The 10,020-nt window shown below is 52.4% G+C and carries 8 protein-coding genes and 1 rRNA gene; 2 read left to right on the top strand and 7 right to left on the bottom strand.

Annotated elements, in window-relative coordinates; genetic code table 11:
* Positions 1 to 82: 82 nt before the first annotated feature.
* On the top strand, positions 83 to 853 hold the full coding sequence (gene uxuR, locus ACPXSQ_RS17335) for a Uxu operon transcriptional regulator (protein WP_014595046.1): 771 nt from the start codon (positions 83 to 85) through the stop codon (positions 851 to 853).
* Here the strand turns inward: uxuR and aceK are convergent.
* From aceK to ACPXSQ_RS17365, 6 genes are all read right to left on the bottom strand, one after another.
* Positions 811 to 2,616, bottom strand: coding sequence for a bifunctional isocitrate dehydrogenase kinase/phosphatase (gene aceK, locus ACPXSQ_RS17340; protein ID WP_014606957.1), 1,806 nt, complete (start codon positions 2,614 to 2,616; stop codon positions 811 to 813). The genes uxuR and aceK overlap by 43 nt on opposite strands.
* A 58-nt stretch (positions 2,617 to 2,674) precedes the next feature.
* Positions 2,675 to 3,976 carry an isocitrate lyase gene (aceA, locus tag ACPXSQ_RS17345; RefSeq protein WP_426144173.1) on the bottom strand — a complete coding sequence of 434 codons (1,302 nt, stop codon included), beginning with the start codon at positions 3,974 to 3,976 and terminating at the stop codon, positions 2,675 to 2,677.
* Between the two features lie 17 nt (positions 3,977 to 3,993).
* The gene (aceB, locus tag ACPXSQ_RS17350) at positions 3,994 to 5,592 is read right to left on the bottom strand and encodes a malate synthase A (RefSeq protein WP_426144174.1); all 1,599 of its coding nucleotides are present in this window, start codon (positions 5,590 to 5,592) and stop codon (positions 3,994 to 3,996) included.
* 262 nt (positions 5,593 to 5,854) lie between these two features.
* Entirely contained in the window at positions 5,855 to 6,784 is a 930-nt protein-coding gene (gene metA, locus ACPXSQ_RS17355; protein WP_013024132.1) for a homoserine O-acetyltransferase MetA, read from the bottom strand.
* Between the two features lie 180 nt (positions 6,785 to 6,964).
* Positions 6,965 to 7,690: a substrate-binding domain-containing protein gene (locus ACPXSQ_RS17360; protein WP_089517703.1), complete on the bottom strand. Its 726-nt coding sequence runs from the start codon at positions 7,688 to 7,690 to the stop codon at positions 6,965 to 6,967.
* Positions 7,659 to 8,705, bottom strand: a complete 1,047-nt coding sequence (locus ACPXSQ_RS17365) for an ABC transporter substrate-binding protein (protein ID WP_015701279.1) — start codon at positions 8,703 to 8,705, stop codon at positions 7,659 to 7,661. Before ACPXSQ_RS17365 ends, ACPXSQ_RS17360 begins: the two co-directional genes overlap by 32 nt.
* Positions 8,706 to 9,328: 623 nt before the next feature.
* Here ACPXSQ_RS17365 and ACPXSQ_RS17370 point away from each other — a divergent pair.
* A complete protein-coding gene (locus ACPXSQ_RS17370) occupies positions 9,329 to 9,544 on the top strand; it encodes a DUF1471 domain-containing protein (protein WP_014606960.1) in 216 nt (71 codons plus the stop codon).
* 373 nt (positions 9,545 to 9,917) lie between these two features.
* On the opposite strand, the gene rrf is transcribed toward ACPXSQ_RS17370, so the two are convergent.
* A 5S ribosomal RNA gene (gene rrf, locus ACPXSQ_RS17375) occupies positions 9,918 to 10,020 on the bottom strand; the annotation flags it as partial.

Genomic DNA, 10,020 nt, shown 5'->3' on the forward strand with positions numbered 1-10,020 from the left:
TCTTAACGTGCGCAAAACCCTGTTACCTTACCCGTTGGGTGATATAGTTTTCGCCGGAACGGTATCTGACGGGAGCATAATTATGAGGTCTGTCTCTCAGCAGCGGCCCTATCAGCAAGTGGGTATAAAAATCCGGCAACTGATTCTGGAGACGCCTTACCGCTCGGGTCAGCGTTTGCCGCCAGAACGTGAAATTGCTGACATGCTCGACGTCAGCCGCACCGTGGTTCGCGAGGCATTGATTATGCTGGAAATTGAAGGGCTAATCGAAGTCAGACGCGGTGCTGGTATTTATGTGGTGGAGCACAAAAACCCATTACGTATTGAAGAAGTGAACACGCATTTTTGCAACGATGCCGGCCCGTTTGAACAGCTTCAGGCACGACAGCTACTGGAAAGTAATATCGCCGAATTCGCCGCGCTTCAGGCCACGCGAGAAGATATCGTCAAAATGCGTCAGGCCTTGCTGTTAGAAGAGCGCGAACTGGCAAGCTGCTCGCTGGAAAACTCAGAGAGCGGTGACATGCATTTTCATCTTGCCATTGCCGAAGCAACGCATAACAGCATGCTGGTCGAACTGTTTCGCCAGTCATGGCAATGGCGTGAAAATAACCCTATGTGGATTCAGTTGCACAGTCACCTGGGCGATACGCTTTATCGTAAAGCATGGTTGATCGATCACCGACAGATTCTTGCTGCACTCATCAAGAAGGACGCACGCGCTGCAAAGCTGGCGATGTGGCAACATCTTGAAAACGTGAAACAGCGCCTGCTGGAGTTTTCCAATGTTGATGACCTTGATTTCGATGGTTATCTGTTTGATTCATGGCCGCTGGCAAAAACGGACGGCTGAATGCCTGCAGTAGCAGGCACACGTGACGACGTCGTCAACGTGCTGCCGTAACGGATGCAGAAACGCTGGGCATGCTGCCAGGCGATCACGTCCTCAATATGCCCCTGAGCGATGCGCTGCTGTTGTGCACGCCACCAGCTCGCCTCAAAAATTTCCGGATGCCGCTGTTGCAGTAGCGCGCCTGTGGCAGGCTCGCTGCATAATGCATAGCGGAAGGTTTCAGGAAATACGTCATCCGGCCCCACGCTGTACCAGGGCTCCGCACTGAGCTCATCTTCTTCATATCGCGCCTGAGGAACCTCACGAAAATTGAGTTCCTGCATAGGGCGGATTTCATCGTAATCATAAAACACGACGCGCCCGTGTCGGGTGATGCCAAAGTTTTTAAACAGCATGTCGCCGGGAAAGATGTTGGCGGCAGCCAGCTGTTTGATCGCATTGCCATACTCTTCAATGGCGTGCTGGCGCTGGTTTTCACTGGCCTGCGCCAGGTAAAGATTCAGGGGCTGCATCCGACGTTCCAGCCAGAGGTGGCTGATGATAAGGCGATCGCCCTCAATACGTATCTTTCCGGCAATCGTGTGTTGAAATTCCTCCAGTAGCGCGGGAGCGATACGCGCGAGCGGCAACGCAAACTGTTCAAAAGCCTGTGTATCGGCCATGCGCCCCACACGGTCGTGCTCTTTGACCTGCTGATAACAGGCCCTGACCTGCATTTCGGTGACCTCTTTTTGCGGTGCAAACCGATCTTTGATGACTTTAAATACCCGATCAAAGCCCGGTAATGTGAACACCAGCATCACCATGCCACGAATACCCGGTGCAATCTCAAACGCGGCGTCGGTTTGCGCCAGCGCCTGGAGATATTCCCGATAGCTTTCCGTTTTGCCATGTTTTTGACAGCCGATAGCCATATAGCGCTCTGCCAGGGTTTTACCCGGCAATACAGGCTTGAGCCAGGCCACCAGCGCCGCCGGCAGCGGCGCATAGACCATGAAATAAGCGCGGGCAAAGCCAAACACGATGCTCGCGTCATTGACGTCCGTGAGGCAGGTATCAATCCACAGTTCGCCCTTATCGCTGCGCTGAATCGGCAACAGACAGGGAAATATGCCGTCGGGCAGGTGCAGCCGGGCAACAATCCAGGCGGTTTTGTTGCGAAAAAACAGCTCACTGCACACGTCCAGCCAGCCCTGCTCCAACTGGGCGGCGGAAAACTGCTCGCGCAAATGGCGGTGAATCCACGCTTCATCGCGCGCCCGATCCTGCCATGGCAGCGTTAAAGGCAGGTCGCGCAGTACCTGATGGAACAGCGCTTGCCAGCCCTGATGTGGCAGATAGGTCCGCGCCAGAGGGCGCGCAGGGGAAGTTTGCGTTGAGGCTGGCTGAGAGCTGAAAATAAACAGGCGTTTCGGCTGCAGTGCATTATGGCCATGCAACCGGCAGTACACCGAATTAAAGAAGCTCTCGGCAATTTCGTAGCGCGGATAGCCGGGCAACAGGGTTTCGTAATGGCTTTTAATCGTCAGCCAAAAGTCATCGTCCCAGTGTGCCGCCCCGTTCAGCACGCGCAGTTGATCGGCGACTAATGCCACGTGATGATCGTAAAGATGAATACGCGCCTTCATCGCCTGCTGTACCGCCTGCCATTCGGCCTGTTCAAAACGCTGTTGTGCGCCTGCGGTAATGTCGAGAAAACGACCATACTGCGCGTCAAAACCCTGCAGAATGGTGTGAGCAATCAGTGATTCGCGTGGCGGCATGATTCACTCCTGAAAAAGCCCGCCCGCAGATGCCGGGCGGGAAAGACACAGACTCAACTCAAAACTGATGCTCCTCAGTAGACCCTGTCAGGGCCATCACCGATGACTTGCCGCCCTGAATCGTGTTGGTCACCTGATCGAAATAGCCTGTTCCGACCTCCTGCTGATGCGATGAAAAGCTGTAACCCCGTTCGCGCGCAGCAAACTCCGGCTGCTGAACTTTTTCCACATAGTGGCGCATGCCTTCTCCCTGAGCGTAAGCGTGCGCAAGATCGAACATGTTGAACCACATGCTGTGGATGCCCGCCAGCGTAATGAACTGAAAGCGATAGCCCATGTCACTGAGCGCCTGCTGGAAGGCCGCAATGGTTTTGTCATCCAGATTCTTTTTCCAGTTAAACGAAGGCGAACAGTTGTAAGCCAGCAGCTTGCCTGGATAGCGGGCGTGAATCGCATCGGCAAAACGCTGGGCCATGGCCAAATCCGGGGTGGAGGTTTCACACCAAAGGACATCGGCGTAAGGGGCGTAAGCCAGTCCACGGCTGATTGCCTGCTCAATGCCGGCTTTGGTGCGGAAGAAACCTTCCGCCGTGCGGTCGCCGCGTATAAATGGGCGGTCGTATTCGTCACAGTCAGATGTGATCAGGTCTGCGGCATCCGCATCGGTCCGCGCCAGCAGGATCGTGGGTACGCCCATGACATCGGCAGCCAGACGCGCCGCCACCAGCTTCTGTATCGCCTCCTGGGTTGGCACCAGCACCTTACCGCCCATATGACCGCATTTCTTCACCGCCGCCAGTTGATCTTCAAAGTGCACGGCCGCCGCGCCTGCGCTGATCAATGACTTCATCAGTTCAAACGCATTCAGCACGCCACCAAAGCCCGCTTCTGCATCGGCGACAATGGGCAGAAAATAGTCGATATAGCGGCTGTCTCCCGGTTCTGTGCCGTTAGCCCACTGAATCTGATCGGCGCGCTGGAATGTCTGATTAATACGGGTGACCACCTCAGGCACGGAGTTGACCGGATAAAGCGACTGATCCGGATACATTTGTCCTGCTACGTTGGCATCGGCAGCGACCTGCCAGCCAGACAGGTAGATCGCTTCTATACCGGCCTTTGCCTGTTGCAGAGCCTGACCGCCCGTTAATGCTCCCAAACTGTTGATATAGCCTTTTTTGGCGTCGCCATTGAGCAGCGACCAGAGCTTCACCGCCCCCCGCTCTGCCAGAGTACAGGCCGGCACAACAGAGCCCCGCAGGTTAATCACTTCCTCTGCGCTGTACGGGCGGGTAATGCCCTGCCAGCGCGCGTCCTGCCACTGTTTTTCGAGTTGCTGAATATGTTGAGTACGTGTCATGGCAACGGCTCCTTAAGTCAGGGAAGCAGGCGGTAGCCTGGCAGAGTAAGAAAGGAAACCAGTTCGTCCTGGGTTGTGATCTGCGCCATCAGGCGCGCCGCTTCCTCATAACGACCTGAACTGAATGTCTTATCGCCCAGATGCATCTGTAGCTTTTGCAGCTCATCGTTCAGCAGCTGCTGGAAGAGCGCGGCCGTGACCGGCTGTCCATCAAGCAGAGATTTCTGATGGCGGATCCATTGCCAGATTGAAGTCCGGGCAATTTCTGCAGTTGCGGCATCTTCCATCAGGCCATCGATGGGGACACAACCATTGCCGCTAATCCAGGCTTCCAGATACTGCAACGCCACCCGAATATTGGCGCGCATGCCCGCTTCAGTTCTGTCGCCTTCGCAAGGTGCCAGAAGCTGCTCTGCCGTTATAGGGCTGTCATCCTGCCGCAGAATGTTGAGCTGATTGGGGCGTTCACCCAGTACCTGGTTGAAGACTGACATCGCCGTGTCTGCCAGACCGGGATGCGCGATCCAGGTACCGTCATGTCCGTTGTTGGCTTCACGCTGTTTATCTTCAGTGACGCGCTGCAGCACCCATTCATTGCGCGCGCTGTCCTTGCTGGGTATCAGTGCTGACATGCCGCCCATGGCAAAAGCACCGCGGCGATGGCAGGTTTGGATCAGCAGTCGTGAGTAAGCATCCAGAAAGGGCTGAGCCATGGTTACAGACTGCCGGTCGGGCAGAATCCGATCGGCATGTTCGCGCAGCGTTTTGATATAGCTGAAAATATAATCCCAGCGGCCGCAGTTCAGCCCCACGATATGATCCCGCAGATTCCACAGGATCTCGTTCATCTGGAATACCGCCGGTAGCGTTTCGATCAATACGGTGGCTTTTATGGTGCCGCGAGCCAGATCAAAACGATCCTCGGCAAAGCTAAAGATATCCCGCCACCACGCAACTTCCTGCCAGCTCTCAGTTTTAGGCAGATAAAAATAGGGGCCACTGCCTTTTACCAGTAAGGCTTCCGCGTTATGAAAAAAGTAGAGAGCAAAATCGAACAGACCACCGGGAATCGCATTGCCCTGCCAGCTAACATGTTTTTCAGACAGATGCAGTCCACGTACCCGGCACATCAATACCGCAGGATCGGCCCGTAGCTGATAGATTTTTCCGTTCTCGCTGGTATAGCGCAGCGTTCCCGCCACGGCTTCCCGTAAGGTTTGCTGTCCGTCAATGAGTTTTTCCCAGCAAGGTGCCAGCGAGTCCTCAAAGTCGGCCATAAACACCTTTACGTTAGCATTCAAGGCGTTAATCACCATTTTGCGATCGGGCGGACCGGTGATCTCAACGCGACGATCCTGTAAATCGGCCGGAATACCACGGATCGTCCACGCTCGCTCTCTTATGGAAACCGTTTCCATATCAAAGTCAGGTAACCCGCCGGAATCGTACTCTTTTTGCCGGACCTGACGTGCGGCTAACAATGTCTCACGCTGGGGTGCAAAACGCGTCACCAGTTCCTGCAGAAAAGCGATGGCGTCGGGAGTAAGCAACTGCTTTTCCTCATCGCTAAAGGGTTTACTGAAAAGTAATTCACTGTTGATAACCGAGTCTGTCATGTCTGCTCTCTCCTGTTTACAGGCGGATCAACATGGATGATCCACAGATAGGGTAATTATTGAGCTACAGGATCAGAGCATATTCATTTTAATTTTAAAATCAAAAACTATTTCCATTTTTAATAAAAAAACAACTTATCATCATGATTAATAAATGATTTATTTTATTTTTTAACAGGTAATACTTTTCAATCACGTTTTACAGACGAAAAAAAACCGTGCTGCCAGCGGCTAACACGGTTCAGTTGTCGCTAAAAAAGGATTATTCCAGCGTGGGATTCATATGGCGCAGATCAAACGGCGTAATCTGGTAGACGTAATAATTCAGCCAGTTTGAAAACAGCAGGTTTCCATGGCTACGCCAGGTGGCGCGCGGTGTAAGCTGCGGATTATCCTGTGGGAAATAGTTATAGGGTACTTCAGGATTCAGCCCGGCTTCATAGTCGCGTTGAAACTCTCCCGCCAGCGTCAGTGCATCGTACTCCGGATGCCCGGTCACAAACGCCAGCCTTTTGTCTTTGCTCGCCATCAGATACGCGCCGGTTTGTTCCGATTCAGCAAATAATTCCAGATCGGTATAATCCGTGATGAGCTGCGTCGGGAAATCAGCGTAACGTGAATGGGGAGCGAGGAAATTGTCGTCGAATCCCCGCGTCAGTAAGGAATGGGGATGCAGTATCTGATGCTCAAAGACGCCCGCCAGTTTAGTCTGCCGGGTCTGTTTAGGAATGCCATATAAAATGTTTAATGCCGCCTGGACGGCCCAACAGACAAACAGCGTTGAGGTAACATGATCTTTCGCCCACTCCAGCACCTGTTTTATCTGAGGCCAGTAAGCCACATCGTTAAATTCAACCAGGCCCAGCGGCGCACCTGTCACGATTAAGCCATCGTAGTTATCGTGCTGAATATCGTTAAAATTGCAGTAGAAGTTGTTGAGATGATCGCTGGGTGTATTCCGCGACTCCCGGCTGTCGATGCGCAGTAGCTGGATATCGATCTGCAGCGGTGAGTTGGAGAGTAAGCGCAGAAACTGGTTTTCCGTCTCAATCTTCTTGGGCATGAGATTAAGAACCAGCACTTTAAGCGGACGGATCTCCTGAACACTGGCACGTGACGACGTCATCACAAAGACGTTTTCGTTACGTAAAAAATTCACTGCCGGTAATTCGTCGGGGACCCTGATTGGCATAGCTTAATCACCTCTAGTAACCATATACACGTTTAGACATCCAGACAGCCAAAGATAACCAGTTAAAGGCTAAATGTCGAGTCTGCATATCAACAGGTGAAAAAGTTTCAAGGCGCGGGGCAGAGATGTGACATCTCGCTAAGCGCGCCCCTGCGGAAAAGAAATTGAAAGCCTGTTCTGTCACTGGCTGAGGGACAGAAAACCGTACTGGCGTAAAATTTGTTGCGCGGTATCGGAACTCAGGAATGCCGCGAGCGGCCTGGCAGCGGCGGACAGCGTGGCCCAGCCATATCGTGCCTGGACATTGTAAGTGGAAGGAATGTTAAAAACCCGAAGCTGGGAAAAACGAGCCAGGCGAGGCGCATAGCTGGCGTAGCCGATAAACAGCTCAGCATGGCCTGCACTGATAATCCACTGCGCCGCCAGGTCACCCGCAGGCACAGGCAAGCTGTCTGGTCCGCCAACCATCGCGATCGCTCTTTGCCTGAGTGCATCGCCACAACCGGGATGGCGCTGTTCGATATGGTCAAACAACTCCAGGGTGTAATCACCTGAGGGATCGCAAAGCGGCGTTGAGGTTCCCAGCCGCAAATCCTCACGGAGTAATAGCGACAGCCAGTCATCCTGTTCAATGACGCAATCACGTTTAGCCGTCAGGCAAAGCTTGTTATTTGTAAAATGGCCGGTATGATCTGCCAGGCCTTGTTGGCGCAGCTTTTCTGGATGCTGTAGGTTAGCCGACACAAACAGGTCGCATATTTCACCCTGTTCAATGCGCTGACGCAGCAGACCGGCTGGCCCATACTGAGTATTTGCGGTTAAGCCGGATTCGGCATGGAAGGCGGTCATGAGCATCTTCCACACGTCACGCAGGCTACCTGCTGCCAGAACCTGTAGATTTCTCATGGTATGACGTCCGGTAGAACCGTTGATACCAGCGATTAGCCTGCTGCTGCATATCGATGTCGCGGAATTTATCTGGGTAGAGTTTTTTCGCCATCCACAGTTCGCCTAACCCTATGGCCTCCGGCATGGGATAGCCCCATGCCTTGGCATACTCAGGCATCAGCCATACCCGGTGATGTTTCACTGCATCAATGGTTCGCCAAAGGGGATTCTGTTGAATCTCCTTTACCACCTGTGGATAGCGGTCCTGAACGAAGATGACCTGTGGGTTCCATACGACAACCTGCTCCATGCTGACCTGCCTGAATCCCTGAATCGACGAGGCCGCCACGTTAAGGGCACCGGCATGCGCCATCATCAGGCCGGTATATTTACCCGCTCCGTAGGTGGTCAGATCGGGATTAGCCATATAGGCGCGAACACGCTGCTGCTCGGGGATATTTTTGAGACGGTCGGTGACGATCTGACGACCGGCGAATGCCGCTGAGATTAACGCTTTGGCCTGCTGCTGCCTGTTGACGACTTCCCCAATCAGCGTAATCCCCTCTTTTATACCCAGGTCGTACGCCTGATCTTCGTTTTGCATATTGGGGTTGATCTCACCCTGCTGTCCGGCGTCGTCATGGCGCAATGAAATTGCCAGGACCGGAATACCCAATGCAGAGATTTGGTCAATCATCTCTTTTGGCGCATAGTTAGTGACAAATACCACCTGTGGATGCAGCGCAACCAGCTTTTCCAAATCCACGTGGGTCAAATCACCCAGCAGCGCTTTATGCGTCAGTTCAGGTACCAGCGTCGCGTAATTGTCCCCTAGCTGCTGCTTCCAGTTAGCGAGAATCCCTACGATTTTATCTGTCGCGTTTAACTGCACCAGGAGATTCAGCGTTTGATGCTGAAGCACGACCACACGATCAACCCGATCTGGAATCGTAACGGTGCGGCCAATTTGATCGGTCACAACACGGCTGGCGTAACTGTTTAAGGCGGTAAGCGTCACTATGCCTGCAAGCATCAGGCGCTTTAATGTTGTATTCAATAAGGTTTCCCCGAAGCGTAATGCAAGAGATTATATAGCGCTTATCTGTCGCAAGGTAGCCTCTTGATGCGCATACCTGACCGCTGCTGTGCTCCTTTACCCGGTGTCCGGATCGGCGTCACCGAAACACCAGAAAGGTAAAAAGAGAACGGATGCGCTAAAACCATCAAGGCTGCGGAACAGACCTTTAACGGAATCATGTTGACAGCTGACAGCGGGATACAGCTTCGCCCGGGGTGGACAGGGCTTTGTGAACGTGTTCAGGCTGTACAGGCGAAGGTCAGATAAATCACTGTGCAGACGATTTGACGGTTTTTTAGATTACGACCTGGTCAGCGGGCATAACTGGAAAGTGCATCTCACTATGCGCTGTAAACAATCAGGCTGAAAGATATTCCAGTGTATAGTTATATTATTCCAGTATTAAATCCCTACAGTTTTAACCTGCTGATATTCTCTTTTACATACTGAAAATAATGCTAGCAGGTTGATATTAATTAAAGCACAGGGCGTTAATTTTAAACTGCACATACTCTGCTAGTTTAATTTTAACGGAGCCAGACAGACTCCTTCATCAACTGAAATAAAGGGGTAATATTATGAAAATCAATAAAGTAACGTCAGCTGCTGCTGCCGTGGCATTTTCATTGATGTCTTTCGGTTGTTTTGCACAAACCGTCTCTGCCACCTCATTAACACTGGATGGCGCGGTCTCTAAAATTGCCAGACAGGCGAAACAACAAGGCGATCATTTTAGAGTTATCAGTGCAGACACCAATAATTATGCCCACGTAACCGCTGAATTATATAAATAATATCGGCGCTAAAAAGCACGTGACCGGCTGTTTTTAAACGCATTCTGCGTTTTTAAAATAGCTGGTCTTTTTTTTGTCTTTAATTAATGCTGCCCATCTTATCCAACTCAACCAGGCGATCTTCAACGATTTTAAGGCGTTTTCAAAGATGCCTACTGATAACAGCCTGTCTGCCGCGTACCAGATGACGTGCCTGTGTTTTACGTCGCTCCGCCACTGCACCCGTGCCTTGCTGCAGGTTCACCGTTGCACGTTAAACGCCGGTAAAGGGATGCGTCCGGTCCGGAACGGCGCAGAGATGAGGGGTTATCTGGCAGAACGCAGACGTAAAAAAGCCCTGAACGTCAGTTCAGGGCTTCTTTACTTGTTTGATGCCTGGCAGTTCCCTACTCTCGCATGGGGAGACCCCACACTACCATCGGCGCTACGGCGTTTCACTTCTGAGTTCGGCATGGGGTCAGGTGGGACCACCGCGC

The organism is Pantoea sp. EEL5 (assembly GCF_049892805.1).
Classification (GTDB): domain Bacteria; phylum Pseudomonadota; class Gammaproteobacteria; order Enterobacterales; family Enterobacteriaceae; genus Pantoea; species Pantoea ananatis.